The 26,177-nt window shown below is 62.7% G+C and carries 22 protein-coding genes; 5 read left to right on the top strand and 17 right to left on the bottom strand.

Annotation, left to right across the window (positions count from 1 at the left end):
• Positions 1-26: 26 nt before the first annotated feature.
• The 6 genes from JET14_RS04580 to JET14_RS04555 form a co-directional block, all read right to left on the bottom strand.
• Positions 27-2,213, bottom strand: coding sequence for an EAL domain-containing protein (locus JET14_RS04580; protein ID WP_200337001.1), 2,187 nt, complete (start codon positions 2,211-2,213; stop codon positions 27-29).
• Positions 2,210-4,102, bottom strand: coding sequence for a sensor histidine kinase (locus JET14_RS04575; RefSeq protein ID WP_200337000.1), 1,893 nt, complete (start codon positions 4,100-4,102; stop codon positions 2,210-2,212). The genes JET14_RS04580 and JET14_RS04575 overlap by 4 nt, the downstream gene beginning before the upstream one ends.
• 334 nt (positions 4,103-4,436) lie before the next feature.
• Positions 4,437-5,195: a phosphatase PAP2 family protein gene (locus JET14_RS04570; protein ID WP_200336999.1), complete on the bottom strand. Its 759-nt coding sequence runs from the start codon at positions 5,193-5,195 to the stop codon at positions 4,437-4,439.
• A 117-nt stretch (positions 5,196-5,312) separates the two neighbouring features.
• Positions 5,313-6,428: a 3-isopropylmalate dehydrogenase gene (gene leuB, locus JET14_RS04565; RefSeq protein ID WP_200336998.1), complete on the bottom strand. Its 1,116-nt coding sequence runs from the start codon at positions 6,426-6,428 to the stop codon at positions 5,313-5,315.
• Positions 6,429-6,593: 165 nt separating this feature from the next.
• Positions 6,594-7,574 carry a polysaccharide deacetylase family protein gene (locus JET14_RS04560; protein WP_200336997.1) on the bottom strand — a complete coding sequence of 327 codons (981 nt, stop codon included), beginning with the start codon at positions 7,572-7,574 and terminating at the stop codon, positions 6,594-6,596.
• A 160-nt stretch (positions 7,575-7,734) separates the two neighbouring features.
• Complete coding sequence (locus JET14_RS04555) at positions 7,735-9,003, bottom strand: glycerate kinase type-2 family protein (RefSeq protein ID WP_200336996.1); 1,269 nt, start codon at positions 9,001-9,003, stop codon at positions 7,735-7,737.
• Positions 9,004-9,226: 223 nt separating this feature from the next.
• Here JET14_RS04555 and JET14_RS04550 point away from each other — a divergent pair, with 223 nt between their 5' ends.
• The gene (locus JET14_RS04550) at positions 9,227-10,564 is read left to right on the top strand and encodes a glycosyltransferase (RefSeq protein WP_200336995.1); all 1,338 of its coding nucleotides are present in this window, start codon (positions 9,227-9,229) and stop codon (positions 10,562-10,564) included.
• A 2-nt stretch (positions 10,565-10,566) separates the two neighbouring features.
• A complete protein-coding gene (locus JET14_RS04545) occupies positions 10,567-11,307 on the top strand; it encodes an HAD-IIB family hydrolase (protein ID WP_200336994.1) in 741 nt (246 codons plus the stop codon).
• 53 nt (positions 11,308-11,360) lie between these two features.
• On the opposite strand, the gene JET14_RS04540 is transcribed toward JET14_RS04545, so the two are convergent.
• The 3 genes from JET14_RS04540 to JET14_RS04530 form a co-directional block, all read right to left on the bottom strand.
• Complete coding sequence (locus JET14_RS04540; protein WP_200336993.1) at positions 11,361-11,615, bottom strand: hypothetical protein; 255 nt, start codon at positions 11,613-11,615, stop codon at positions 11,361-11,363.
• A gap of 239 nt (positions 11,616-11,854) precedes the next feature.
• Positions 11,855-12,460 carry a 3-isopropylmalate dehydratase small subunit gene (gene leuD, locus JET14_RS04535; RefSeq protein WP_200336992.1) on the bottom strand — a complete coding sequence of 202 codons (606 nt, stop codon included), beginning with the start codon at positions 12,458-12,460 and terminating at the stop codon, positions 11,855-11,857.
• Between the two features lie 145 nt (positions 12,461-12,605).
• Positions 12,606-12,845, bottom strand: coding sequence for a hypothetical protein (locus JET14_RS04530; RefSeq protein ID WP_200336991.1), 240 nt, complete (start codon positions 12,843-12,845; stop codon positions 12,606-12,608).
• A gap of 130 nt (positions 12,846-12,975) precedes the next feature.
• On the opposite strand from JET14_RS04530, the gene JET14_RS04525 reads away from it, so the two are divergent.
• Positions 12,976-13,896, top strand: a complete 921-nt coding sequence (locus JET14_RS04525) for an HpcH/HpaI aldolase/citrate lyase family protein (RefSeq protein ID WP_200336990.1) — start codon at positions 12,976-12,978, stop codon at positions 13,894-13,896.
• Entirely contained in the window at positions 13,893-14,099 is a 207-nt protein-coding gene (locus tag JET14_RS04520; protein WP_200336989.1) for a DUF1737 domain-containing protein, read from the top strand. The genes JET14_RS04525 and JET14_RS04520 overlap by 4 nt, the downstream gene beginning before the upstream one ends.
• Positions 14,100-14,110: 11 nt before the next feature.
• On the opposite strand, the gene JET14_RS04515 is transcribed toward JET14_RS04520, so the two are convergent.
• From JET14_RS04515 to JET14_RS04500, 4 genes are all read right to left on the bottom strand, one after another.
• The gene (locus tag JET14_RS04515) at positions 14,111-15,115 is read right to left on the bottom strand and encodes a class I SAM-dependent methyltransferase (protein WP_200336988.1); all 1,005 of its coding nucleotides are present in this window, start codon (positions 15,113-15,115) and stop codon (positions 14,111-14,113) included.
• Between the two features lie 260 nt (positions 15,116-15,375).
• Positions 15,376-17,520: a polyribonucleotide nucleotidyltransferase gene (pnp, locus tag JET14_RS04510; RefSeq protein ID WP_200336987.1), complete on the bottom strand. Its 2,145-nt coding sequence runs from the start codon at positions 17,518-17,520 to the stop codon at positions 15,376-15,378.
• Positions 17,521-17,806: 286 nt separating this feature from the next.
• Positions 17,807-18,076: a 30S ribosomal protein S15 gene (gene rpsO / locus JET14_RS04505; RefSeq protein ID WP_024708918.1), complete on the bottom strand. Its 270-nt coding sequence runs from the start codon at positions 18,074-18,076 to the stop codon at positions 17,807-17,809.
• A gap of 155 nt (positions 18,077-18,231) precedes the next feature.
• Entirely contained in the window at positions 18,232-19,374 is a 1,143-nt protein-coding gene (locus JET14_RS04500) for a diguanylate cyclase (protein WP_200336986.1), read from the bottom strand.
• A 166-nt stretch (positions 19,375-19,540) separates the two neighbouring features.
• Here JET14_RS04500 and JET14_RS04495 point away from each other — a divergent pair, with 166 nt between their 5' ends.
• On the top strand, positions 19,541-20,716 hold the full coding sequence (locus tag JET14_RS04495) for a serine hydrolase (RefSeq protein WP_200336985.1): 1,176 nt from the start codon (positions 19,541-19,543) through the stop codon (positions 20,714-20,716).
• Here the strand turns inward: JET14_RS04495 and truB are convergent, their stop codons facing one another.
• From truB to JET14_RS04475, 4 genes are all read right to left on the bottom strand, one after another.
• Positions 20,717-21,649 carry a tRNA pseudouridine(55) synthase TruB gene (truB, locus tag JET14_RS04490; RefSeq protein WP_200336984.1) on the bottom strand — a complete coding sequence of 311 codons (933 nt, stop codon included), beginning with the start codon at positions 21,647-21,649 and terminating at the stop codon, positions 20,717-20,719.
• 8 nt (positions 21,650-21,657) lie between these two features.
• Entirely contained in the window at positions 21,658-22,071 is a 414-nt protein-coding gene (gene rbfA, locus JET14_RS04485; protein WP_200336983.1) for a 30S ribosome-binding factor RbfA, read from the bottom strand.
• Positions 22,072-22,657: 586 nt separating this feature from the next.
• Complete coding sequence (infB, locus tag JET14_RS04480; RefSeq protein ID WP_200336982.1) at positions 22,658-25,408, bottom strand: translation initiation factor IF-2; 2,751 nt, start codon at positions 25,406-25,408, stop codon at positions 22,658-22,660.
• Positions 25,409-25,511: 103 nt separating this feature from the next.
• Positions 25,512-26,138, bottom strand: coding sequence for an RNA-binding protein (locus JET14_RS04475; RefSeq protein ID WP_246750519.1), 627 nt, complete (start codon positions 26,136-26,138; stop codon positions 25,512-25,514).
• Between the last annotated feature and the right edge of the window lie 39 nt (positions 26,139-26,177).

The raw sequence follows: 26,177 nt of genomic DNA, 5'->3' as shown, positions 1-26,177 counted from the left end.
GCCGGAGCCGCTCCGGCGACTCCGTTTCAGCCGGATAGTCCGAAGCGCTCCGCGAATTCATCCATTGCTGTCGGCCTGCCGAACAGGAAGCCCTGCGCCTTCCGGCAGCCCATCTCCAAAAGGGCCAGACGCTGCGCCTCGGTTTCCACGCCTTCGGCCAGACATTCGACGCCGAGCTTTTCCGACATCGCGACGATGACCGAGCAGAGGGAACGGTTCGCCGTTTCCCCGGAAAGGTCGCGGACAAAGCTGCGGTCGATCTTCACCAAGCTGATGGGCAGGGTGTTGAGATGACCGAAGGAGGAATAGCCCGTGCCGAAATCGTCCAGCGAGATGCAAAAGCCCCGCCGTGAAAGCAGTTCGACCTGGCGAATGGCGACGCGGCCGTGCATGGCGATCGCCTCGGTTACTTCGAATTCCAGCGTCTGCGGGCCAAGGCCCAGCGCATCGACCCGGCGACAGAGCCATGCGGCAAAGCCCGGCACGTTCAGATCGGCCATGGACAGATTGACGGCAACGCGCAGCGGCTCCGCGTCCTCGCGCATGTGGGTCCGGGACCAATCGGCAACCTGCCGCAGCACAAATCCGGTCAGCGCCCGCGTCATGCCGGTGCGCTCGGCGATCGGAATGAACTCGTCCGGGGAGATCGCCTCATCGGCGACCCGCCAGCGCAACAGCGCCTCCGCGCCATACACCAGGCCGGTATCGAGCATGACCTTCGGCTGCAGGACGACGAAAAACCCCCTGCCCGTCTCCACGCTTGCCTTCAGCGCCTCCTCCAGTCGCCCCTGCCTTTCCCAGGCCCTGCGCTCCGCCTTTCCGTACCGCACATGGGCGCCGTCCTCGACGCTCCTGATGTGAATAAGCGCCGCCGTCGCGACGCTGACGGCGCGCGAGCGGTCCTCCGGCAGGTCATCCATCGGGATCATCACCGAGGTGGGGCGCGGCGCGAGCTCGATGCCGTCCACAAGATAGGCCTTATCCAGCACGCGCGACAGGCCGTGGGTGGAAAGCACGCCCTCCGGATCAACGATTCCGAATGCCCCTTCGGCGATCAGAGCGATCGTGCATTTTCCCTGGCAGAGCTGGTGCAGGCGGGTATAGGCCTCCTGCATAACCTTGTTGGCGACCAGGCTGCCGAAGGAGGCGACCATGGTCTGGTAGTCGCAGACGTGAACCTTGACGATATGACCGGCACGGGAGACATCGAGCGCTGTGCCAAGGGCGTGCTCGAAGGCATTGAGGTTCGGCAGGTCCAGGAAAGCATCGCGAAAGGCCAGCCGGTCAAGCGCCTCGATGAGCGCGAGATTCTGGAAGCCGACGGCGATGTTGCTTGCAAAGAGCCGGAGGAGGTCAAGCTCCGGCTGGCCGACGGCCCGATCCGTCCTGAGGGCTGCGAAAAGGCGGCCGTCCTTTCCAGCGTCAAACCAAAGGCCCATATAGCCGCCGGAAAAGACCGGCTCCAGGTTCGGCTCGCCCTCTTCGAACAGATCGGCGATGTCCGGCGCCGCTTCGGCAAAGGCGAGCGGCCCCGTGGCCGAGTAGCGGCCTATGCCGGCAACCACGCGCAGCACATCCCCGCGGGGACCGGCTGCCGCGACAAGACCGTCCGCATCCACCCGCAGGAGCGCCGCAATCTGGGTGAGCACGCCCTCGGCGAACATTTCCAGATTCCCGCGCCGGAAGAGCTGTCGGGCGCTCCTGACGATGAGCTCAAGCCCCTCGCGGCTGCGCGACATGGCCCGGATGCTGTCATAGGCGCGGATGGATGTGGTCAAAAGCGAGATCAGCCGCGTGCGCGTCAGTTCATCCTTGGTGTGATAGCCGTCGATCTCGTAATCGGTCACCACGGCAAGCTCAGGCGCATAGCCGGGATAGCCGGTGCGGAGAACCAGCCGCATATCCGAAAACCCTTTGTTTCTCAGAGCCTTGACGAGCTTCATCCCGGCATCGTCCGTTTCCATGACGACGTCGATCATCGAAACCGCGATATCCTCGTGCTCCTCGGCGCGCACAATCGCCTCATCGACGGAATGCGCCGAGATGGTCTTGAGCGGCCGTCCGAAGATCGAGACATCCTTCAGCGCATAATCCGTGGCAGCGTGAACATCCGGGTTGTCGTCGACCACAAGCACCTTCCAAGGCCGACCGGCAAACGCAGCGCCGTCATCGGCCGCGTCGTCGAAGAGTTCGAGCTCCAGATCATTGTTCATGGGCCCTGCTCCTTCATCTGATAGGCATTTGCGTCGACGCCGGAACCGGGCGAGACAAGCGGAAGCAAAAGGGTGATCCGCGTTCCGTCGCCCGGCGCGCTGTCGACCTCGATGTCGCCGCCGAGCACGCCGGTGACGATGTTGTGGACAATGACGAGGCCCAGTCCGCTGCCGCCTTTTCCGAACGAGGTGGAGAAGAAAGGGTCGAAGATCCTGTCCCTGTTTTCCGGCAAGATACCGCAACCATCGTCGGCAACGCTGATGGCCACGCCGCGCCTGCCCTTCCGTTCCGCCGAAACGGTTATGGTCCCGGCCGCGCCGTGCGGAAAGGCATGAAGGCGGGCGTTGTTGACCAGGTTTGTGACCGCCTGCCCGAGCGGCCCCGGAAAGCTGTGCATGCGAATCTCGTCCATCGGACCGGCGACAAGTCGCACATCGCCCTTTGAGAACTGCGGTTGGAGCAGCGAGATCGTGTCGTGAAGGTAGCGCGCGAGCGAAAACCGTCGACGACGGTCGCTCGCCTGATCAACAGCGATCTGCTTGAAATTGCCGATGATCTCCGCAGCCCCTTCCAGCGCCTCGCGGGTCATCCGGGTGCCCTGGCGGATATCGTCGAGCGCCCGGGCGAAGGCGTTGCGGCCGATCCGGCCTTCCTGAAGCGACTCCTGAAGGCTTTCCGCGCGCCGGTCGATCGTGGTCGCAACCATCATGGCATTGCCGATCGGCGTGTTCAGTTCATGCGCGACGCCGGCCACCAGACCGCCAAGGCCTGCGAGCCGGTCGATGCGCACCATCCGCGCTTCCGCCGCGCGAACCCGTGCATCCGCCGTCCTGCGATAGGCGATCAGCCGCGCGCCGAGCGCCGCAAACGCGGCCGAGGCGATGAAAAGCACGGCGAGGCCCGGCAGGTTCTCCGATGACAGAAAACCAGGTCTTAGCGGATAGACGATCAGGAGGTACCAGGGCGCGTCAGCCGTTTCGACATGATCGAAACCGGTGTCCTCGGCGATCGTCTCGCCAACCGGCAGGCGGGCAAAGACATAGTCCTGTGCATCGCTCCGGTGTTCGACCCCGGCCTTCATGTCCGCAAAGAGCCCCGGCGCACGCTCGGCGAGCGTCGTGTTCTTGCCGAACATGAAACCCCAGCGATCGCGCCGCGCCACGCCGCCCATCCAGTAACCGTCCGCATTCAGGAGTTGAATTCGGCTGACGAAGGGAGAGGTCAAGAGATCAAGCTTGACCAGAATGCTTGAGGCATCGAGATTGACAACGAGCACGCCGCGGCGGGCGCCGTCCGGTGAAAAAACCGGCGCGGCCAGGCGCAGCATCGGTCTCCAGGGTTCCTCGATCACGCCATCCTCGACATTGAGGTCGAGCCGGGAGAGATAAAGCGAACCGGCCGGCAGTGTGTTGGCGGCCTGAAAGTAATAGCGCGGGGATTTGTCCTGCAGGTCGGTAGCGCCGACCGGAACAATCGCATCCCCGACGCGGTCGACGCGAACCTCTTCCGTGCCGTCGACTGCGATATAGCGTAATTGCGCAATGTCGGGCTTCGCCCGCACCCAGGCGGAAAAATCCTGGATCAACGCTGCGGTTGCGCCCTCGTCTTCAAGCCGCATGCCGAGGGCATAACTGTCTCCGATTACATTGAGGTACTGCGCATATTCGGCGATGAAACCGCTGACCCAGATATCCGCGAGGCGCAGAGCGCCTTCAGCCTGCAACCGGGTGCGCTGCGCCTGAAGGCGCTGTTCCACGGTATAGGAAACATACCAGATGAGAAGGACGGCAACGAACAGACCGGCGAAGAGCGCCAGCATGAGCCGCCACTCAACCAAGGTCGGCTTGCGCACAATTCTGCCCAGGAAACTCGTGAGGGCGCCTCGCATATGATGTTTCCGTGTCTGTTGCAGCTTCGCTGACGTCTAGCATCAGCTTTCACTAATGAATGTATCGCCGAATTCACGGTTTTGTAGCCACCACACGTTGAATTTCTGGTTTTTCAGGTTCAAACTGGTTTATATTCCGAGAACCGTCCTAAGGTATCTACCTTTTTGAATAAATTATACATGGTATTGCATTAGAATCTCCCTTCGTTTTATTTCGCAACCGCGATATGCGCATCGGACACACCCATAGATTGCTAACAGAGAGAAACTAAATCGTTTTGTTTGCTTTCGCCCGAGCCGAAGGGTGCTCGCCGCGGCATTGGTCGGGCGGCCCTCACCTGCGCTGAGGCAGCCCCTTCTCAGGGATGGTGAACAGCAAACGATAGCGGGCAAAGATCACTGCCGTAAGCACCGCAATCCACGCCCCGTAGAACAAGCCGGTCGAGATATCGCTCGGATAATGCGCGCCGACGGCGACGCGGGCAAAGGCGAAGAAGATGGCCATGCTGGCAAAGACCGGTCCCATCCGGGGAAACAGCAATGCCAGCGCGGCAAAGACGGCGCCGGATGTCGTGGCGTGACCTGAGGGAAAGCTCGCATAGTCATAGGCCCAGCCGCCGAACTGGAAATGGAAGTCGCCGACATTGTCGAAAAGCGACGGGCGCGCCCTGCCGATCAGCCGCTTCACGACATTGACCGAGGCGCTGGCGAACGCAACGGTGGAAAAGACATAAATCGCCTGATGGGCGACATGGACGGCACGATATCGCGCCGACGTCCTGCCGGCGCGGGCAAGAACCGCAAGCGCGCCAAGCGTCACCGCTCCGCTGGTCACGAGAATCCAGGGCGAAGTCGTCAGATCCGTCAATCGCGCGGCAAGGTCCTGGAATGACGCCGACATCGCGTCGCGGGCGGAGGCCACCGGGCCGTCAAGGGCCGCGAAGGAAAGAAGCGCCATCGTCGCGGCAGGCAGAAGGAACCACGGCCAGCAGGTGGCCGAGAGCGAGAAAGGCTTCTGCGTCTTTCTCCGTCTCCAGAAGAGACGGAGCCTGGTCCGGTAGAGTGCGGGAGGGAGCGGGTGTTTGTCTGTCATCCGCTTCCATCTAGGGCGTCATGCTGAAAAGTGGATAGTTTTCTGGCGGAACGATCTTGGCGGCAGACCGCCGCCAAGCCTCCATGCCGGCCCGTGAAAGACCGGCGCCGAAGGACATCAGGCGGCGAGTTTCTTCGCAAGCGCGGCAAGCACCGCATCGCCCATTTCCGCGGTTCCGACCTTCCTGCACCCTTCGGCCATGATGTCGCCGGTGCGGTAGCCATCCTCCAGCACATCGGCGATCGCCGCTTCCAGCGCCTCGGCCTCGGCAATCATGTTGAAGGAGTATCGCAGGCACATGGCGAAGGAGGCGATCATGGCCAGCGGGTTGGCAACGCCCTGCCCGGCGATATCGGGCGCCGAGCCATGAACGGGCTCGTACATCGCCTTGCGCTTGCCGGTTTCCGGGTCTTCCGCGCCGAGCGAGGCCGACGGCAACATGCCGAGAGAACCGGTCAGCATGGCGGCGACGTCGGAGAGCATGTCGCCAAAGAGATTGTCGGTGACGATCACGTCGAACTGCTTGGGCGCGCGCACCAGCTGCATGCCGCCGGCATCGGCCAGCATGTGCGATAGCTTCACATCGGAGAATTTCTCGTCGTGAACGCGGGTGACGACCTGGTTCCAGAACAGGCCGGATTTCATCACATTGCGCTTTTCCATCGAGCAGACGCGATTGTCGCGGGTACGGGCGAGCTCGAAGGCGACGGCGGCGATGCGCTCGATCTCGTAGGTATCATAGACCTGCGTGTCGATGGCGCGCTGCTGACCGTTGTCGAGATCGATGATCTCCTTCGGCTCGCCGAAATAGACGCCGCCGGTCAGTTCGCGCACGATCAGGATATCGAGGCCCTCGACCAGTTCCGGCTTCAGCGAGGAGGAGGCGGCAAGCGCGGAATAGCAGATGGCCGGACGCAGATTGGCGAAGAGCTGCATGTCCTTGCGCAGCCGCAGAAGGCCAGCTTCGGGGCGCACGTCATAGGGCACATTGTCCCATTTGGGGCCGCCGACGGCGGCGAGAATGACGGCGTCGGCCGCCATGGCCCGCGCCATGTCCTCATCGGAGATCGCCACGCCGTGGGCATCATAGGCCGAACCGCCGACGAGGCCCTTTTCGACTTCGAAGCCGGCGCCGGCCTTGTCGTTCATGAAGGCAATGATCTTTTCGAGTTCCGCGGTGATTTCCGGACCAATGCCGTCGCCGGGCAGAAGAAAGAGTTTACGCTGGCTCAAGGAGGCCTCCCGTGTTGCTGAAAACCCGCGCGCCCGCTCAACCCCGGGAAGCGCATCAATGGCGTGCCGGTCACCATCGCAACCGCCGCAATGGCGCCGGTTCTAGACCGCATATGCCCCGTTTTCAAGCCGGTTCGCGCGCTTGCGGTACGCCCCGGATGCGGCCTAATCGCGGCCGCGCGAAAGACGCGCCATCAGCGTTTCGGGCGCTTCCTCGGGCGGACGGCCGTATTTTACCGTCACCACCTTGTAGCCTTCCGCCTCCAGCCGGTCCAGAAGCGGCCCGATGGCGCGCGCCGTGCGCCCCTGCAGGTCATGCATCAAAACGATCCCGCCGCCGCGTCGGGCAAGCCCGGTCATGATCCGGTTCACCAGAACATCGGTCGAGGCCTGTTCATAGTCGCGCGAATCAATGTCGATGCCGACCGGGATCACGCCGCGTTCCTGCAGCGCGCGATCGAGCGCGGCGCTCTCCGCCAGATAGGGAAAGCGGAAGAAGCGCGGATTGATGCCCGTCGCCGTTTCGACGGCGGCGATACCACGATCGATATTCGCGACCGCAACGGCATGGGACAGCGCCGGCAGGTGCGGGTGGGAATAGGTATGGCTGCCGATGGTCTGGTCGCTTTTGACGACCAGCTCGGCGACCTCCGGATGATAATGCGCCATTTCGCCGACCATGAAGAACAGGCCCTTCACGCCGTGCTCCTCGAGAGCCTGCAGCACGGCAGGCGTCCTGGCGGGAACCGGACCGTCATCAAAGGTCAGCACGACCTCCTTGGGGGCCAGCGTGATGTCGCGGGTCTCATCGAGATAGATCGTACGCCCGGCAAGAGGAAAATCCTTCACCGGCTTGCTGGCGACAAGGCGGACGGGACGCGCTACGGCTTCCGCATCCGCGCCCTCGACGATCCGCGAACGGATCGAACTGATCTTGAGCGGAGCCGCTTCCGCCGCCGCCGATTTGTCGATCGAGCCCGTCATCATCACCTCGATGGCCTCGGGGCTGCCTGAACCAGCCTCCGTCGGCCTTTCGGTCGCCACCAGCGCCGTCTGCAGGGTCACTGTATCACGGTGTCCGGTGGAAGCGCAGGAGGCGAGCGCGAGAACGCCAAGGCCGAAAAGGCCGTTCAGCAAACGGTGCATTGGTAATCCAGTTCAGCCAGAGACTCGACAAAAGCGAGCGACGCATTTCGCCGCCCGGCCCTTGATCAAAAAATGTGGCAATATGGTTACCAAACGGTAAAGCGCCGCGCACAGAAGCGCTCTATGGTTGCATATTTCGTCTGCAAACAGACCTGCCGGCTTACAGAACGAGGATCGCCCTGAAATCATTGACATTGGTCAGGGTGGGCCCGGTGATCACCTGATCGCCAAGCGCCTCGAAGAAACCGTGGCCGTCATTGTTTTCAAGGGACGCCCGCGCATCGATGCCGGCCTCGCGCGCCCGTTTCAGTGTATCGGGGTCGATCACCGCGCCGGCGACCTCCTCCCGCCCGTCCACCCCGTCCGTATCGCCGGAAAGCGCATGGACGCCCGCAAGGCCGTTGAGATGGACCGCAAGCGACAGCAGGAATTCGACATTGCGCCCGCCGCGCCCGTCGCCCTTTACGGTCACACTCGTCTCCCCGCCCGAGAGGACGAGCGCGGGTTTGGCAATGGGGATATCGTGATGGTGTATCGCCTCGGCGATGCCGGCATGGACGATGCCGACCTCGCTGGCCTCTCCCTCGATCGTATCGCCCAGCACGAGCACGTTGAGACCGGCGGACCGCGCCTTTTCGGCCGCCGCCTCCAGCGACATCAGCGGTGTCGCGATGATATGGTTCCCGGTCCTTGCCAGACGCGGGTCGTCCGGCTTCACGCACGCGGCAAGCGGAGAATCAAGATGCTGCGCGACATGGTCCGGCAGGTCGATGCGGTAGCGCCTGATGATCGCCTTCGCATCCTCGGCCGTCGTGCTCTCGCCGACCGTCGGCCCGGAAGCGATGATCGCCGGATCATCGCCCGGCACATCGGAGATCATAAGCGTGTGACAGCGCGCCGGATGGATGGCGGCGGCCAGCCGCCCGCCCTTGATGGCCGACAGGTGCTTGCGCACGCAGTTGACCTCGTCGATCGATGCCCCGCATCTGAGCAGCGCCCTGTTCACCGAAATCTTGTCTTCGAGCGTCAGACCGTCCGGCGGCAGGGACAGCAATGCCGAGCCGCCGCCGGAGATCAGCACGATGACCAGGTCGTCCTCCGTAAGGCCGGAGACCGTTTCCAGAATGCGTTTGGCCGCGCGTTCGCCGGCGGCATCCGGCACGGGATGGGAGGCGGAGAGGATCTCGATCTTCTCGCACGGCGCCTCGTGGCCATAGCGGGTCACGACCACACCTTCCAGCGGACCGTCCCAGCAGGCCTCGAGCGCCTCGGCCATGCGCGCCGAGCCCTTGCCGGCGCCAACAACCACGGTGCGGCCTTTCGGCGGCTCCGGGAGATAACGGGATACCTGTTTCATCGGATCGGCGGCCGCCACCGCCGTATCGAACAGAAAACGCAGGAAGCCTTTCGGATCGTCATTGAACTGCATGGTTAGTCCTGTAGGGCATGAATTGTGTTTCGCATTGTTCACATAAATCGGGGCTCCTCAAGTTTCTTCGGAACCAAAGCGCGATTGATGCGTTAGTTGAACGCTGGGCGTGCGCCCTTTCGTTTCTTCTGTCTGGAGGTTTCACTTCAGTCGACCATCATGTTTGATACAGAAACCGACCGCTGCGCGATGACGCCCGACGTATTGCAAGGAAGGATCCATTATGGCTCACATAAACGAGTCCGATAAATTTCCCAGTATCGCTCTTGTTTCCACCCACGGCTATGTTGCGGCCGATCCTCCGCTTGGCGCTGCCGATACCGGCGGCCAGGTCGTCTATATTCTCGAACTGTCAAAAAAGCTCGCGCAACTCGGCTTCTCCGTCGACATCTATACGCGCAGGTTCGAGGACCAGCCGGAAATCGACGAAGTGGACGAGCGGGTTCGCGTCGTGCGCATTCCCTGCGGCGGCAAGGAGTTCATTCCCAAGGAATATCTTTACAAGCACCTGCTCGAGTGGAGCGAGAACGCGCTGCGCTACATGCGCGAGCATGATCTGAGCTATAATTTCATCAATTCGCATTACTGGGACGCCGGCTATGCAGGCCTTCGACTCGCCGAGGCGCTCCACATTCCCCATCTCCACACGCCGCATTCGATTGGCCTGTGGAAGAAGCGGACGATGGAAACCGACTACCCGGATCAGAAGGAGCAGTTCGAGAAGGACTTCAACTTCACCGAGCGTATCAAGCATGAAAACAAGATCTACCGCGCCTGCGACAGCGTGATCGCGACCACCCCGCTCCAGGTCGATATGCTGGTGGAGGATTACGGCATTCGAGAGGACCGGGTTTACATGATTCCGCCCGGCTATGACGACAACCGCTTCTATCCAGTCTCCGGCGCCACCCGCAACATGCTGCGCGAACAGTTCGGCTTCAAGGGCAAGACGGTGCTGTCGCTCGGCAGGCTCGCCACCAACAAGGGCTATGACCTGTTGATCGAAGCGTTTTCGGTGATGGCCGAGCGCGTTCCCGACGCAGAACTTCATCTCGCCGTCGGCGGCGAGGATATGGACGAGCTCGAGACGCGCATTCTCGGTGAACTGAAGGACCAGGTCAAAACGCTCGGGCTTGAGGAGAAGGTCCACTTCTCCGGTTATGTCTCCGACGAAGCGTTGCCCGATATCTACCGCGCGGCCGACATGTTCGTGCTTTCGAGCCGTTACGAGCCCTTTGGCATGACAGCGATCGAGGCGATGGCCTCCGGCACGCCGACGGTCGTGACCACCAATGGCGGGCTCTACCGCGCCATTTCCTTCGGCCGCCACGCCCTGTTTGCCGATACGTTCGACAAATACGACCTCGGCATCATGATGATGAAGCCGTTCAAGCACCAGAGGCTTTACAACCGCCTTGCCCGCATGGGCGCGCACAAGGCGCGCAGCCTGTTCACCTGGACCGGCATCGCCCAGCAGATGATCTCGCTGGTGGAAGGCCGTCCCATGCGCCAGTCCTTGACCGACAGCGACTGGGCAGAGCCCTGGAATGACGGCGACTGAGCATGGCAATCAGGCTTTTTTCCTCCGATCTCGACGGCACGCTTGTCGGCGACAATGGTTCAACGGCGAGCTTCCGGGAGGCTTTCGAGGCCATTCCGGAAGAACAGCGGCCGATCCTCGTCTATAACAGCGGCCGGCTGGTCGACGATATCCGGTCGCTGATCGGCGCGGCCGGGCTTCCCGAGCCCGACTTTCTGATCGGCGGCGTCGGCACCATGGTGCACGACCACAAGGCCGATCGCGCGGTGGACGGTTTCAACGATCATCTCCGCGCGGGCTTTGATGCCGTCAAGGTCGCCCGGATTCTCGGAGAGGTCCCCGACCTCAGCTATCAGCCGAAGCGCTATCAGCATGACTTCAAGTCGAGCTGGTATCTGAACGATGCCAAGAAGAGCAGGCTTTCGGCGATCAGGGAGACGCTGTCCGCCGAGGGCCTCGACGTTAAGCTCGTCTATTCGTCGAACCGCGACCTCGATGTCCTGCCGCGGGCGGCCGACAAGGGCGCCTGCCTCTCCTGGCTCTGCGACCGGCTGGGCATTGCCCATCACGAGGTGGCGGTCGCCGGCGACACCGGCAATGACGCAGCCATGTTCGAGGTTCCGGGCGTGCGCGGCATCATTCCGGCCAACGGCTTTGACGAGCTGCGCGAGCTTGCCCGCGGCAATGGCGATATCTACGAGGCAAAGGGCGAGATCGCCGACGGCGTGATCGAGGGCCTTCGCCATTTCGGCGTGCCGATCTGAAAGACGAGTGCCGGGCGATGGCTCCGCGCCCGGCATGATCGGCCGGAACTGCCTCAGTCCCTGATGGATGAAGGGCAATCGTCGTAGGTGTCTACTTTGATTTCCTTGGTCCAGCCGGCACAGTCGTAGATGCAAATCTTGTCGAAACCGTCATCGTCTTCGCTCTTGAACGCACAGGTAAAGGCGAGTTTGCCGCGCGCCCACTCGCCGAGAGAGGTCTGCGCGCCTTGAGGTGCCTGCGTTTCGGCGGGCGCAAAAGACATAAGCGTAACCAGGAAAGCCGGTAGTAGGAAAATCCGGTACGACATTCTGCACCCTCCAAGAGCATCATCACGCGTAAATACTATCAAAGATTGCACGCAGCGACAATACTATTGTTAGGCTGCATCACCTTCTGGCTGAGCCAGGAGGACAGCCGCAGCGCAACAAAAAGGCCGATCGCCATAGCATTTCGCAGTCAGGTGGTAACACCTGACGTCCGCGAAAATGCGTCAAACAAAGAGAAAGACCGGCCTTTCCAAGGCAATGCGTAATATCGTCGGGATAATCAGGCCCAGGGGCGCTCGGCGGCGAGCCTGTCTTCGTAACTTGCGATGCTGTCGGCCTTTTCCAGCGTCAGCGAAATGTCGTCGAGGCCGTTCAGCAGGCAGTGGCGGCGGAAGGGATCGATCGAGAACTTGACCGAGCCGCCGTCCGGACCGGTGATTTCCTGATTCTCGAGGTCCACCGTAACAACGGCGTTCGAGCCGCGCTCGGCATCGTCCATCAGCTTGTCGAGCTCGGACTGCGACACGATGATCGGCAGGATGCCATTCTTGAAGCAGTTGTTGTAGAAGATATCGGCGAAGCTTGTGGAAATGACGCAACGGATGCCGAAATCCGCCAGCGCCCACGGCGCATGCTCGCGCGAGGAGCCGCAGCCGAAATTGTCGCCGGCAACAAGGATCTTGGCATTCCGATAGGCCGGTTGGTTCAGCACAAAATCCGGGTTTTCCGTGCCATCCTGATGGTAGCGCGCCTCGGCGAACAGGCCCTTGCCAAGGCCGGTGCGCTTGATCGTCTTGAGGTAATCCTTGGGAATGATCATGTCGGTGTCGACATTGACCACGGGCAGCGGCGCGGCAACGCCGGTCAGCTTGACGAATTTTTCCATGCTTGATCCCTCAGCGCGATTGAAGCTTGTTTCGCGTCCTGATCTAAAGCGCTTTTCCGGCGATTTCAACGAAAAACGGTACCTTGTGGTACGCACCCGAAAGGCGGCCCAAGGCCGCCCGGAACAATTACGATCTGGTTCGGCCCTAGAGGTCGATGATCTTGCCGCGGCCATCGTCCCAGACGCGCATGCCGTCGCGCTTGCGACAGTCACGGGTCCTGACCGGCACGGTTGCATGGTTGAGCTTGACTGCGATCATCCGCGCGACCGTCAAAACGGCGAGCACGGCAATCAGGGCAAGGCCAATGGAAGCGGCAAACACAGTCACGAACGCCACGGCGGCCAGACCGACAATTGCCATGAAAACAGTGCGGATATTTTCCATCGTCAAGTTCCTTTCACATTTGCTAATCTGGCGCTTCGCAAGGGCTTTCGCAAGAGGCCGGAGCCATTTTGTCTCATTGATTGCCGGAACGAATTTTGAAAAGCTTCAATTCGATGTGACTTGAACGAGAATGAGTCCGGATATTGTTAGGAATAAGGCCGTGAAAGAGATCAAGCTTTGGCGCTCCGCGCTGTCGGTGCCCGCCGTGAACCGTCGCGCACTGGAAAAATCGAAAACGCTGGCCGCCGACGCCGTCATCTACGACCTCGAGGACTCTGTTGCGCCGGGCCGCAAGGCCGAGGCGCGCGAAAACCTGGAGCAGTTCTTCACCCAGAGCCGCCCCGCGAACGTGACCACGGCGATCCGGATCAACCCGCTCGATACCGAGACCGGCCAGGAGGACATGAAAACCGCGCTCGCCTGCCAGCCGGACGCGATCCTGCTGCCCAAGGTGGAAACCATCGCCAATGTGGCCGCCGCCAGCGCCATGCTGACCCGGAACGGCGCGCCGCTGCGCATTCGCCTCTGGGCCATGCTGGAAACGCCGGCGGGCATCGTCAACGCCGCCGCCATCGCCGGCGCCTATTCACAGGCCTCGGCCGGCGGCAGGCTCGAGGCGCTGATCGTCGGCGTCAATGATCTGAGATCGGCAACCGGCGTTGCCGCCGCGCCCGGCCGCGCCTATCTGGTTCCATGGCTGATGCAGGTTGTGCTTGCCGCACGCGCCTATGATATCGCCGTGATCGACGGCGTCTATAATGACTTCGCCGACAGCGAAGGCTTTGCGACTGAGTGCGAGGAGGCCCGCGCCATGGGCTTTGACGGCAAGATGCTGATCCATCCGAACCAGATCGAGCCGGCAAACGCCCTTTTCAGCCCTTCAGAAGCAGCCCTTGCCGAAGCACGCGCCATCGTTGAAGCCTTTGCGAAACCGGAAGCGGAAGGGCTGAACGTCATCGATCTTGACGGCCGCATGGTCGAGCGCCTGCATCTTGAACAGGCCGAGGCGCTTCTCGCCAAGGCACAGAAATCCGAACAGGAAACCAAATGAAACTCTACCGCTTTCTCACCGGCCCCGATGACTCCAGCTTCTGCCACAAGGTTACCGCAGCCCTGAACAAGGGCTGGGAGCTCCATGGCTCCCCCTCGCTCACCTATGACCCGGTTCTCGGCAAGACCTATTGCGGCCAGGCCGTGGTGAAGGAAGTCGAGGGCAAGGACTATGACCCGTCGATCAAGCTTGGCGAACAGTAGGGCGCGAGGCCCTACTTCGCGCCCCAGAGCAGCTTGAAGCGGGCGTTGCGGTATTCCTCGCCGCTCTTCTTGCAGTTTTCGGAAAGCACCTCCTCGTAAGGCAGGCCTCGATTGGCGACCAGCAACAGCCGGCCGCCAGGCTTCAACGCGGTCGCGGCAGCCTTGACCAATGCCTTGCCAAGCGACGGCTCGGCTGCCTTTCCGGTATGGAAGGGCGGGTTCATGATGATCAGGTCATAGCGGATCTTGACCGGTTCGGAGGCCAGGTCCTGCCAGAAGAAGCGGGTTGCGGGTGCCGCCGCCGCAAGGTTGACCTTCGCCCGCTCCAGCGCGCGCCAGTCCGCCTCATAGAGATCAATGCCGACCGTCCCCGGCGCCCGCTCCGCCAGCATGGCCGAGAGATACCCCCAGCCCGCGCCGAAATCGGCCGCGAGACCGGCAAAATCTTCCGGCAAACGTTCGGCCAGAATGCGCGAGCCTTCATCCACGCGATCATGCGAAAACAGACCCGGTACGGTGGTGAACCGGCCGTCGATCTCCACGGTCGGATGGGTGAATGCGGCAACTGCCTCGCTTACATCGTCTGGACGGGTGAACCACAGCGCAACGCCGTGATATTTCGGCATGGCCTCCAGATCGGCAAACATCTTGCCGAGACGCTTGCGCATGGACTGCACGCCGTCTTCCTTGGAGCCGGCGATGACGATGAGGCCGCCGGGCACGGTTTTTTCCAGCGCTTCGGCTACGCGGTTTTCGTTTTCGCCGCGATGCTTGGTGAGAAGGATCAGCGTCGCCGAATAGGGCCCCTCGCCCGCCTCCGGCGAAACGGAAGCGCCTGTCCGCTCAAGCGCGGCATAATGCGAGCGAAATGGCTGGACGGCCGAGATATCTTCGGAGAAGCCTTCCGGCAGGCGATAGCCGGCTTCAGCGCCGAGAAACAGCACGGGGCCGGCGACCGGCTCGACCGTGCCGCCTTCGAAGGGATGGAAGAGTGTTTTCAGCGTCTCGCGAGCCATGATGTCACCTGTGAAAAAGGCGTGAGCCACAGCTGCTCACGCCTGGAATTGTCGGTCTGCCGGGCCGTGTCTCTCACAATCTCTCCCCTTGAGGGAGAGATGCCCCGGCAGGGGCAGAGAGGGTGAACCCTATCGGCAAGTGCGGAGCATCGGGTCTATTCCCCTGCCCCTCTCTGTCGCTTTCGCGACATCTCCCCCTCAAGGGGGAGATTGAAGGGAGAATCACTGCTCCGCAGGTTGGCACCTGACAATTTGCCGCCTTATTCGGCGGCGTCGTCCTTCTTGCGTTCGGGTTTGGCCAGTTCCTTGCCGGTTTCCTGGTCGACGACCTTCATCGACAGCTTGACCTTTCCACGCTCGTCAAAACCGATGAGCTTGACCCAGACCTTGTCGCCTTCCTTGACCACGTCGGTGGTCTTGGCAACGCGCTCGGAAGCAAGCTGCGAGATATGGACCAGACCGTCACGCGGGCCGAAGAAGTTGACGAAGGCGCCAAAGTCGGCGGTTTTGACGACCGTGCCTTCGTAGATGGCGTTCAGTTCCGGCTCGTCGACGATGGAGTGGATCCACTTCTTGGCGGCCTCGATCTCCTTGCCCGAGGAAGACGCGATCTTGATCGTGCCGTCATCGTCAATGTTGATCTTGGCACCGGTCTTTTCAACGATTTCGCGGATGATCTTGCCACCTGCGCCGATCACGTCGCGGATCTTGTCGACGGCAATCGTCATCATCTCGATACGCGGCGCGTATTCGCCGAGCTGCTCGCGACCTTCGGTGATGGCCTTGGCCATTTCGCCGAGGATGTGCTTGCGGCCGCCCTGGGCCTGGCCGAGCGCGACCTTCATGATCTCCTCGGTGATCCCGGCGATCTTGATGTCCATCTGCAGCGAGGTGATGCCATCGGACGTGCCGGCAACCTTGAAGTCCATGTCGCCGAGATGGTCTTCGTCACCGAGAATGTCGGAGAGAACCGCGAAGCGCTCGCCTTCCAGGATCAGGCCCATGGCGATGCCGGCAACAGGCTTTGCCAGCGGCACGCCGGCGTCCATGAGCGCCAGCGAGGTGCCGCAAACGGTCGCCATCGAGGACGAGCCGTTGGATTCGGTGATTTCCGAGACGACGCGCAGCGTGTAGGGGAACTGTTCCACCGTCGGCAGCATCGGGCGGATGGCGCGCCACGCAAGCTTGCCATGACCGATTTCGCGACGGCCCGGGGAGCCCATGCGGCCCGTCTCGCCGACCGAATAGGGCGGGAAGTTGTAGTGCAGCAGGAAACGTTCCTTGTACATGCCGGTCAGCGCGTCAACGAACTGCTCGTCCTCGCCGGTGCCGAGCGTGGCGACGACGAGTGCCTGCGTTTCCCCGCGGGTGAACAGCGCCGAACCATGGGTGCGCGGCAGAAGGCCAACCTCGGAGACGATCGGGCGGACGGTCTCGAGGTCACGGCCGTCGATACGGCTCTTGGTGTCGAGAATGTTCCAGCGGACGATCTTGGCCTGGAGGTGCTTGAAGACGGCGCCAATTTCCTCGGCCGTGTACTTCGCCTCTTCGCCTTCGGCCGGGGCATAGCGCTCCTTGACCTTGGCCTTGCAGGCGTCGACGGCGGCGTAGCGGGCGGCCTTCTCGGTGATCTTGTAGGCGTCGCGCAGTTCGCCTTCGATGAAGGAGAGCATGTCGGCTTCAAGCGCGGAATGGTCTTCCGGCTCGAATTCGCGCGGCTCCTTGGCGGCGACTTCGGCGAGCTTGATGATCGCGTCGATGACCGGCTGGAACCCCTTGTGGCCGAACATGACGGCGCCGAGCATGACGTCTTCCGGCAGTTCCTTGGCTTCCGACTCCACCATCAGAACGGCATCGCCCGTGCCGGCGACGACGAGGTCGAGCGCGGTCTCCGGCATTTCGTCGATATGCGGGTTCAGCACATATTCGCCGTTGATGTAGCCGACGCGCGCGCCGCCGATCGGGCCCATGAAGGGAACGCCCGAAAGCGTCAGCGCCGCCGACGTCGCGACCATGGCCAGAACGTCCGGGTTGTTCTCAAGGTCGTGCTGCAGAACGGTGACGACGACCTGTGTGTCGTTCTTGTAGCCTTCCGGGAAGAGCGGGCGAATCGGACGGTCGATCAGGCGGGAGACGAGCGTTTCGTTCTCGCTCGGACGGCCTTCGCGCTTGAAATAGCCGCCGGGGATGCGGCCGGCCGCATAGGTCTTCTCCTGGTAGTTAACCGTCAGCGGGAAGAAGTCCTGGCCGGGCTTGGCTTCCTTGGCGGAAACGACGGTGGCAAGAACAGCGGTTTCGCCATAGGTCGCGAGAACGGCGCCGTCTGCCTGACGGGCAACCTTGCCGGTCTCAAGCTTGAGCGTGCGTCCCGCCCACTCGATTTCCACTGTGTGGGTGTTGAACATGTCTTGTCCTTCAATAAGTGCGCGCGCTGCCCTTTCCTCATGAAAAGAGCGCAACGCGATCTCGACGTTACATTCGACGCGTCACGGGCAAGACAGCGCGCCGCTTCCGGTATCGAAGCGGCCAGCAATCCTGCCCCATGACAGGTCCGTTACGGCTTGCGCGGAACCGGAATGCCATCATCCCGGCTTCGCCTTTCAGATCCCTTCGCCCGCCACGGCTTGGGACCGGCGCATGTGATGCGCGAAATAAAAGCGGCGGACGCGAGGCGCCCGCCGGTCATGCGGCTTAGCGGCGAATGCCCAGACGACCGATAAGGGTCGTGTAACGGCTTTCGTCGATGCGCTTCAGATAGTCGAGCAGCGAACGGCGGGTCGAAACCAGCGTCAGCAGACCACGGCGGGAATGGTTGTCCTTCTTGTGGTCCTTGAAGTGCTCGGTCAGGTTGGTGATCCGCTCGGTGAGGATCGCAACCTGGACTTCCGGCGAACCGGTGTCGCCTTCCTTGGTTGCGAATTCCTTGATGAGTGCGGCCTTGCGCTCGGCAGTAATCGACATCAGGTCATCCTTTCGAAATGAGGGTGTTTTGGGTCGCCCGGGCCGGGATGTCGTCCAGCAAGGGCCGTTTAAACGCATTTATTCCAATGCTGGCCGCCATATAGGGCAAAAGCGCGGGATTGTCGAGAGCCAAGCCCGGCCGGCCATTCCGCCATTCAGGCGGGCACGGGCCGGTCGGCCTCACCCGCAGCAACGGCGGACGGCAGCCGCGCGGTCCCGGCGGCATCGGCGTCATCAAGAACCACCTGATCGCGACCATGCAGCTTGGCCTGATAGAGGGCCCCGTCGGCAATATCGAAGGCCCTTCGCATCGCAATCGGAGACGGGGTCCAGCAGATGCCGATGCTCGTCGTCAGGCCGGGCGCGTCGGCGCTCTTGCCGACCTCGACAACCGCACGGCGCAGTCGCTGGGCAATCATCATCGCATCCTCCCGACCGGTGTCGGGCAGACAGACGGCAAACTCCTCGCCGCCGAAACGCGCGGTCAGATCGAAATCCCTCAGCCGCGCGACGAGCTTCTCGGCAACGCCGACCAGCACGCGGTCGCCGGTCGCATGGCCATAGGTATCGTTCACCTGTTTGAAATGATCGAGGTCGATCAGGAGGAACGCCACGCCGAGCGTGGCAGACTGCGGCAGCACGGTCGTCTCGTAGGCAGCCTCGAAGGCCCTGCGGTTCTTGAGACCGGTCAAAGGATCGACGGAGGCCTGATCCTTGAGATGGTCCTCGCGCAGCCTGCGTCGCCTTTCCCTCTCGAGAAAGCCGCCGAGGACCAGGGTGCCGATCACATTGGTCGTCGTCAGGAACGGGATGGCCGAGGAAAACACCGTCCCCCAGTTCTCGCGCGGCAAGAGGAAGGTGCAGACATAGGACAGGCTGATGCCGAGCCCGAGAAGCAACAGATGGACCGCCCCCACCTGCCCGCGATTCCAGCACAGGGACCGCCAGGCAAGGCCCGCCGCCGTTGCAAGAAACAGGGACAGCACGCAGACATAGGCGGATGGATCGCCCTCATAATAGCGTGTTGCCGCAGCGATGGCGAAACTGATGGCCCCGCCGAGAGGCCCCGCGAAGGCGCCGGCGCAGCCGACGAAGAGATTGCGCGGATCGATCTGCAGGCCGTTGACGAACATGATCGGCTGCAGCGAGACGAAGGCTGCGCCAAGCCCCAACACGAGGCCAAACAGCACCTGCTGTGCGGGACGGCCGGCAACCGATTTCAGCACCAGGCCGAAGGCGATCGCCGTCAGGGCCATCAAACCGGCAAAATTGACCGTCATGATGACGTATTGAGACATGAATGCGGGACCTCCTACCCGGCAACGCGCCTTACGGAACGTAGCTTACGTCAAGATAATTTAAAACGATTTTTCGACCAAGCCTCCCGGCCCCAGCTCACCACGCCGCGTTGCATGGCGAGGAACGGCATGCGACAGTCTGCACGCACTGGAAGGATCAACCCCTATGGCATTTCGCAACATCATCGCCGCCGGCGCAATGACGGCGCTCGCGACGGCAACGCAGGCAATCGCGGGCCCGGCCGAAATCAAGGCCATCGAGACGCTCTGGCAGAACCCGCAGGATGCGGGCGCGCTGGTCTCCGAAAGCTTCGCGCGGGCGGTACCGGACGCGCAGCTGACCGCTCTTGTCGACCGCCTCGTCGAGCAGACCGGTCCGGCGCTCTCGGTCACGGGCGACAAGGGCGCCTATATGATCCGTACGGAGACCCACGAAATCCCGGTCGAGATCTCGCTCGATGACGACGGCAAGATCCTCGGCCTGTTCTTCAGCCCGCCGGAGGCCCTGACCGCCGGCCCGGAAGCCACGCTTGCCGCCTTCGAGGCCATGCCGGGTACGGTCTCCTATCTCGTGACGTCGGACGGAAAGACGCTCTTCGACAGACACTCGGATGCGCCGCTTGCGGTCGCCTCGGCCTTCAAGCTCGGCATCCTCAAGGTTCTGCTCGAGGATATCGATGCAGGCGGAAGCGACTGGCGGGACATCGCCACTCTGCAGCCGCAGGACAAATCCCTGCCAACCGGCCGCCTGCAGAATTTTCCGGACGGATCGCCGCTGACGCTGCATACGCTGGCAACGCTGATGATCGCCGAAAGCGACAACACCGCGACCGATATGCTGATGCGCGTCCTCGGCGCCGATCGCGTCGCGCATGCCCTCGGCCTTCCGACCGTTCTCACCACCCGTCAGGCCTTCGCGCTGAAGGCCGATCCCGCGCTTGCGCGGGACTACAACGCTGCGCCCGACAACGAGAAGCCGGCGATTGCCGAGAAGGCAGCTTCGGGCCCGCTGCCGCCCGTCTCCGCCGTGACGGGGCCAATGGCGACCGGCGTCGAATGGTCTCTTTCCAACGAAAAACTGTGCGCGCTGATGCACGCGGTCGCCGCGGCGGATGTCTTTTCCGTCAATCCCGGCCCGGTGCGCGCCGGCGACTGGCAATCGGTCGCCTACAAGGGCGGCAGCGAGACCGGCGTGCTGAACCTGACGGCGGACCTGACGGCCGGCGACGGCAGCCGCTTCTGCCTCTCCGTGACCATAAACGACAAGGCCGCCATCGATGAAACGAAGGCGGCCGGCCTGTTCACGCGGCTGGCGCATCAGATCGCGACTTCGGGTAAATGATCAGCCGAATACCCGGCGCGGACGGAACTGCCCCTGCGCGATCTCGCCGATGGCAACCAGACGCCCGCCGACGGAAGCGTAGGCCTCCGGCTCTTCGACCGGGGCATGCGCGCCGCGCAGGATGATCGGATTGCCGAGCTTGAGGCGGCGCGCCTGTTCGTCGGTCACCGGCACATGCGGCAGGCTCGTCAGCGCTTCCGAGGTATCGACAAGGAATTCTTCCAATGCGGCAAAGCGCTCGGAATCATCCTCGATGTCCTCCAGCGCCGTCAATTCCGAGAGCGGAACCAGCATATCCTCGGAGAACGGGGCGACAAACGGACGGCGCAGCGCCGAGATATGGCCGAAACAACCGAGGTCGCGCCCCATGTCACGGGCAAGCGCGCGCACATAGGTGCCCTTGCCGCACTCGACCTCGAAATCCGCCGAGTTCTCGTCCGGGCAGCCGATCAGAGTCAGCCGGTGGATCTCGACCTCGCGCGTCGGGATCTCGACCGTCTCGCCCTCGCGCGCAAGGTCATAGGCGCGGGCGCCGTCGATCTTGATGGCGGAGAACTGCGGCGGCACCTGCTCGATCACGCCGGTGTATTTTTCAAGCAAGGCCTCGATGTCGGCCCGCGCCGGGCGCTTGTCCGAGCTTTCGGTGACATCGCCCTCAAGATCGTCGGTCGCCCGCTCCTCGCCCCAGGTCACGGTGAATTCGTAGATCTTGCGGCCTTCCATGACATAGGGCACGGTCTTGGTCGCATCGCCGAGGGCGATCGGCAGCATGCCGGAGGCCAGCGGGTCGAGCGTGCCGGCATGGCCCGCCTTCTGCGCCTTGAACAGCCACTTGATCTTGGAGACGGCCTCGGTCGAGCCGAAATCGACGGGCTTGTCGAGGATCAGCCAACCGGAAACGGGACGGCCCTTGGGTTTTCTCTGTCGTGCCATGTCCGGTCTTATTCTTTGTCTTCGTTGTCGTCGTCGTGATCGAGATCGCGCGCCACTTCCGGCGAATGCAGAAGCTCGTCGATCTTGCGGAAATTCTCGAAGCTCGTGTCGTCACGGAAGCGCAGCTCGGGCATGTATTTCATCTGCCGGAGTTCGCGCGTGATGCGGCCGCGGATGAACTTCGCATGATGGTTCAGCGCGCGCACCGTCGCGTCGTGGTCGCGGTCGCCGAGCGGCGTCACATAAGCGGTCGCGACCTTCAGGTCCGGCGACATCCGCACCTCGGAAATCGAGACGACGGTCGTCTCCAGCAGCGGATCGAGCACTTCGCCGCGCTGAAGAACCTTGGTAATGGCGGCGCGGACCTGTTCGCCAACGCGAAGCATGCGCTGGGAGGGCGCCGAAGAGGAAGCTCTCGTCATATCAACCTTGTCTAGATCGTTCGTGTTTGTCTCGTGCCCGACCGTTTGACGGGGTTCGAACCCGCGCGGACATGTTCGATGACTGGCGGCCCGTTTAGCGCTTCGGCGGCGCAACGTCAATCGCCGCGCCCTGTTACGACGCGGTTGGCGCGATCCACATTTTCTGATCAATCAAATGATCATCCGAAAATTCGACTTTTCGATCGTCGAGGATAAATCATTTGATTCAGCGCAAATCGCTGACACGCATTAGCGGCTACAAACAGTTCCAGACCGATGAGGCAGGCAACTGCCGACCACACGGAAAGGAAATTCAAAGATCAGGGCGTTTCACGATCTCCTCCTCCTTCAATAGCTGAAACGCTTTGTAAGGCCGTCCCGCAGGCCGATCTCCCTCCTCTCAATTGCGGGAAAAGAACGGATCGCCGCAAACGATCCGTTTCAGTTCCGGTCAAACCGGAAAAGCCCGGCGCGCTGCTCCTCAAGAGTTGTTCGCCGGGCTTTCTGATTCTGGAGACGCGGCAAAATCCGCGCATGAAAAAACCGGCCGAAGCCGGTTCTCCCAATTCGCTTCCGCACACTGAAATCAGAGCGTGCGGGTGATATGCTCGACGCGGAAGGCCTCGATGACGTCGCCGGCGCGGATGTCCTCGTAGTTCTCGAAGGCCATGCCGCATTCCTGGCCGCCCGGCACTTCGGACACTTCGTCCTTGAAGCGCTTCAGCGTCTTCAGCTTGCCTTCGTGGATGACCACGTTGTCGCGGATCAGGCGTACGCCGGCGCCGCGTTCCATCTTGCCTTCGGTGACGCGGCAACCCGCGACCTTGCCGACCTTGGAAATGTTGAACACTTCCAGGATCTCGGCATTGCCGAGGAAGGTCTCGCGCCGCTCGGGCGACAGGAGACCCGACATCGCCGCCTTCACGTCATCCACCAGATCGTAGATGATGTTGTAATAGCGGATCTCGATGCCTGCCTGCTCGGCGGCGCGGCGGGCCTGCGCGTTCGCACGCACGTTGAAGCCGATGATCGCCGCGTCAGATGCCTCGGCAAGCGAGATATCCGATTCGGTGATGCCGCCTGCCGCCGCATGAACGACGCGGGCGCGCACTTCGTCGGTCCCGAGCTTTTCGAGCGCGGCGTTGATTGCCTCGACCGAGCCCTGGACATCGCCCTTGATCAACAGCGGGAATTCCTTGAGGCCGGTATCCTGCAGCTGGCTCATCATCTGCTCGAGCGAACCGCGCGAGCCGGACTGACGGGCCGCCGCCTTGTCGCGGGCAAGCCGCTGGCGATACTCGGAGACCTCACGCGCCTTCGATTCGTTCTCGACGACGGCGAAGCGGTCACCGGCAGACGGCGTTCCGCCAAGACCGAGGATTTCCACCGGCATGGACGGACCGGCTTCCTTCACATGTTCGCCGTGATCGTTGATCAGTGCGCGCACGCGGCCCCACTGGTCGCCGGCAACCAGAACCTGGCCCGGCTTCAGCGTGCCCTTCTGCACCAGGACCGTTGCGACGGAACCGCGACCGCGGTCAAGCTGGGCTTCGATGACAACGCCCTCGGCCGTGCGGTCGGCATTGGCCTTGAGGTCGAGAATTTCCGCCTGCAGCAGGATCGCTTCCAGAAGTTTATCGAGGTTCTGGCCGGTCTTGGCCGAAACTTCGACTTCCAGGGTCTCGCCGCCCATGGTTTCAACGAACACTTCGTGCTGAAGCAGTTCGGTGCGCACCTTCTGGGCATCTGCGGCGGGCTTGTCGATCTTGTTGATGGCAACGATGATCGGCACGCCGGCCGCCTTGGCGTGATTGATGGATTCGATCGTCTGCGGCATGACGCTGTCGTCAGCGGCGACCACCAGAATAGCAATATCCGTCACCTCGGCGCCGCGGGCACGCATCGCGGTAAAGGCGGCGTGACCGGGGGTGTCGATGAAGGTGATCTTCTGGCCGTCCTGCTCAACCTGGTAGGCGCCAATATGCTGGGTGATGCCGCCTGCCTCGCCGGAAACGACATTGGCATGACGAATCGCGTCAAGGAGCGAGGTCTTGCCGTGGTCGACGTGGCCCATGATGGTCACGACCGGCGCACGCGGCTCGAGATCGGCCTCGTCATCGCTGACGTCGAAGATACCCTCTTCAACGTCCGATTCGGCAACCCGCTTTACGGTATGGCCGAATTCGGTGGCGATCAGCTCGGCAAGATCCGCATCGATCACGTCGCCGGGCTTCATCATCTGCCCTTCCTTCATCAGGTACTTGATCACGTCGACAGCCCGTTCGGACATGCGCTGCGACAGTTCCTGAATGGTGATGGTCTCCGGCAGCACGACCTCGCGCAGAACCTTCTCGCGCGGCTCCTGCATCTGGGCGCGGCGCATCTTTTCCTGGCGGCGGCGCATGGCCGAAAGCGAACGGCCACGCTGGCTGCCGCCCTCGTCGTCGCCGGTGACCGCGGTCACCGTCAGCTTGCCGCGGCGGCGCTCACCCGCGCCTTTCGGGCGCGAAGCGGGCTTGGCGGGCGCCTCCGGGCGCAACGCCTTGCCGCGGGCGGGCCCGCCGGCGTCTTCACCCTCGCGGCGCGGCTTGCGTCCGCGGCCGGCGTCGCCCTCCTCGTCAGTCTCGGTGCGGGCCTGCGGGCGGTGGCGCGGGGCGGCACGGCTCGGCTTGGCATCGTCGCCCGGAGGCAGTTCCGCAGCGGCAGGCGCCTCAGCGGTCGCCACGGCTTCCGGAGCCTCGGGCTCCTCTTCCTTGACCGGCTGCTTCTTGGCCTCTTCGGCCTCGCGCCTGGCCTTTTCCTCGGCCTCGCGCTTGGCGGCCTCCTCGGCCACGCGGCGCTCTTCCGCTTCGCGCTTGCGGCGTTCGGCCTCTTCGGCCTCGCGCTGCTGCGCCATCACCAGGGCACGGCGGCGGGCATCCATCTCGCCCTGGGAAAGGTCATGCAGCACATTGCCGCGCTGGCGATTCTGGCCGCCATTGCCGCGATCGGGCTGCTGGCCGCCGCGCTGGCGGTTCTGGCCGCCCGGACGCGAAGGCTGGCCCTTCGGCTGGTTCTGGCGCGGCTGCCGGTTGGCATCGTCGGCGCGGCGGGCCTGCTGGCCCTCGGGCTGACGGGCCTGAGCGGAAGCGGGGTTGCGCTGTCCTGCCGCAGGCGCCGATGTTGTCTCTTCGCTCGGCTTGTGCAGCCGGCGTTTGCGTGTTTCCACCACGACCGCCTTGCTGCGACCGCGCCCCATATCCTGGCGCACGGTGCCCTGGCTGACACCCGACGGCTTAAGCTTCAGTGTCTTCTTGCCCGTATCGTTGGATGTCTTGTCGTCTTTACTGTCCGTCATTCGGTTCCCGTTCCTTGGCGCGGGAACCGCCGTCCTCTTCAGACGGACACAATTCCCGCTTTGAAATTCATGCTCTGGCGCACGGCCAAATTCCGTGACGTCGTCATTTGTTCGTCATCGCGGCTTTTCCTTCAGTTCCGGGAGCGGCCCGGTACCTTTGAAGCATCATCGCGCGCTTCACTACACCTTCTCCGGCCTTTCCCGCAAGCGCCGCGGCATGTTTAAACGCATTCTCATGCAAAAGAGTGTCGATTTCCGCTGCCCCGAAAGGGACAAACGCCGGAATCGGCCCTTCGGCCTCCATCTGAAGCCAGAAAGCCTTGCGGGCCTGGTCAAGCTTGCGCCTGCCATCGGCGGCGGCATCGGCGGCATGAAAGGTGGCAAGAGCCACGCCGCTTCTCACCGCAAGATCGACCTTGGCCGACCCAGCGACGAACTCGCCCGCCTTGCGGGCCATGTTCATCATACCCGCAAGCTGGCGCGCCATCAACATGTCGACGGTTGCGCCGAGATCGGCCGGCGCAACGACCTTCTGCTTGAGCGCCCGGGCATAAAACCCCTTGGCCACGGCCTTGTCGACCGCCCAGCGCTCGGCCGTTACCCAGCACCCCCTGCCCGGCAGTTCACGTTTCAGATCGGGAACCACCTGGCCGTCGGGACCGGCGACGAAGCGGATCAGATCATCCGGTCCGCCGGTCTTGCGGGTCACGATGCAGGTCCGATCGTTCATCGCCGCCTCTTCAGCCGCTTTGCGGGGCGTGGTCACCGG

The organism is Martelella lutilitoris, assembly GCF_016598595.1.
GTDB classification, from domain to species: domain Bacteria; phylum Pseudomonadota; class Alphaproteobacteria; order Rhizobiales; family Rhizobiaceae; genus Martelella; species Martelella lutilitoris_A.
Note: the sequence above shows the minus strand (reverse complement) of the source record. Positions and strands in the feature narration are given on the sequence as shown.